General features: G+C 60.7%; 1 protein-coding gene and 1 pseudogene. Both read right to left on the minus strand.

What is annotated here, in order from left to right:
• Positions 1-462: 462 nt before the first annotated feature.
• Positions 463-888 carry a (deoxy)nucleoside triphosphate pyrophosphohydrolase gene (locus V6C16_RS13110; RefSeq protein WP_333534841.1) on the minus strand — a complete coding sequence of 142 codons (426 nt, stop codon included), beginning with the start codon at positions 886-888 and terminating at the stop codon, positions 463-465.
• Positions 889-1,101: 213 nt separating this feature from the next.
• A pseudogene (locus V6C16_RS13115) lies at positions 1,102-1,470 on the minus strand (ABC transporter ATP-binding protein); the annotation flags it as partial.

Genomic DNA, 1,470 nt, shown 5'->3' on the forward strand with positions numbered 1-1,470 from the left:
CAGGAGCGATGTTTGCCAGAACGCACACCCATGCCTTGGCCCCCATAACGAAGCTTTCATAGGCCAGGCTTTCGCAGCCGCAGAAAACCACCAGACGGTCGCCCACCTCGTCTACAGATCGGGTCAGAGGCCGGGGTGCTGGGCCACAGGAGAAATACGGCCCGCAAGGAGCCGGAAATACGCGCCGTGCAGTGGCCCAGAGTCTGATCCGGGCAGCGCTGGCTGCAATTCTCCGGTGAATGTGGTTGTGAATGCGCCTGAAGATGCGCCGCGAAGATATCGTAAAGATACCGCAAAAATACCGTAAAGATACGCCGTGAAGACGCGCCTGAAGATGCAGCGAAGACGCGCCGCGAAGGCGCAGGAACAGTGCCGCCGCATGCGTCCAGGCGAGCGTCTTGAATCCTGAGTCGTGTGGCCCAGGATTCAAGGAGTTGGTGCTGCCGCTATGGGGCGCTTTTGCTATTCGGGAGTTTCGCGCAGGGCGCTGAGCGCCAGCAACTGTTCGAGCACGCCGGAATCCGCGGGCAAAAAGTCCAGCGCCGAGGCTTCGTCCGGGCTGATCCAGCGCAGGTTCTGTCCTTCTGCGGGACATGGCTCGCCGGAAAAGTCGGTAACGTGAAAGAAATAGAGGCGTACATTGAGCTTGCGGTCGGCGTACAAATGCTCCACGCACTGCCAGTAGCTGGCCTCGCGCACGCCAATGCCCAGTTCTTCCGCCAGTTCGCGCTTGAGCGCTTCTTCAGGGCTTTCATCGCCTTCAAGTTTGCCGCCGGGAAATTCCCAGTAGCCTTCCATAGCCTTGTTGGTGGGGCGCTGCGAGGCCAGAAAGTGTCCGCCGCGCCAGATGATGCCCGCCGCCACGTCGAAGGTTTGTGTATAGTCCATTCCAGGTATTTTCCTTTGCACCTGACTGTTCCGGGCGCACAAGCCCTATGCCGTGCCACGCAAGCGCCATGCCCTGTCGCAGGATGCCCGTCACGCATACGACAGCGCGTGGGCAAGGGCTTTTTGCTCCGGCCCGGCTGCGCCGCTATACCCTGTGGCTGCGGCGGTACGCGGAACGGAACCCGCAGGCGGGCCTTGCTTCAGCAGGCTGGATCAGTCGTCTGTATTCCACCGTGCGCGCACGGCTTCCATGCGCTCGTCAAGAGCGGTCATTTCCTCAAAGATGTCTTCGCCGCGTTTTTTGCAGGCTTCGAAACTTTTCAGCAGTTCCGCAGCTTTTCCGTGGTCGGCGTAGATTTCGGGGTCGGCCAGTTGAGCCTCCGCCAGGCCCTGCTTTTCAAGCACGCTGGTGAGCTCCTTTTCCAGAGCATCGTACTTGCTTTGCAGGGGCTTGATTTCCTTGTGCAGGGCGTTGCGCTTTTCAGCCTGCTCGCGCTTGAGGCGTTTTTGCTCTTCACGCGAAAGGTTTTGCGCCGCAGCATCCAGCGCCGCAGCGCCGTTTGCGCTCCGTCCGGGGGCCGC

It is taken from the genome of Desulfovibrio sp. 1188_IL3213 (genome assembly GCF_036763145.1).
In the GTDB taxonomy this organism is placed as follows: domain Bacteria; phylum Desulfobacterota; class Desulfovibrionia; order Desulfovibrionales; family Desulfovibrionaceae; genus Desulfovibrio.

Excerpts from the sequence above, each read along its gene's own strand:
- V6C16_RS13110 (WP_333534841.1), bottom strand. The coding sequence starts at position 888 with ATGGACTATACACAAACCTTCGACGTGGCGGCGGGCATCATCTGGCGC.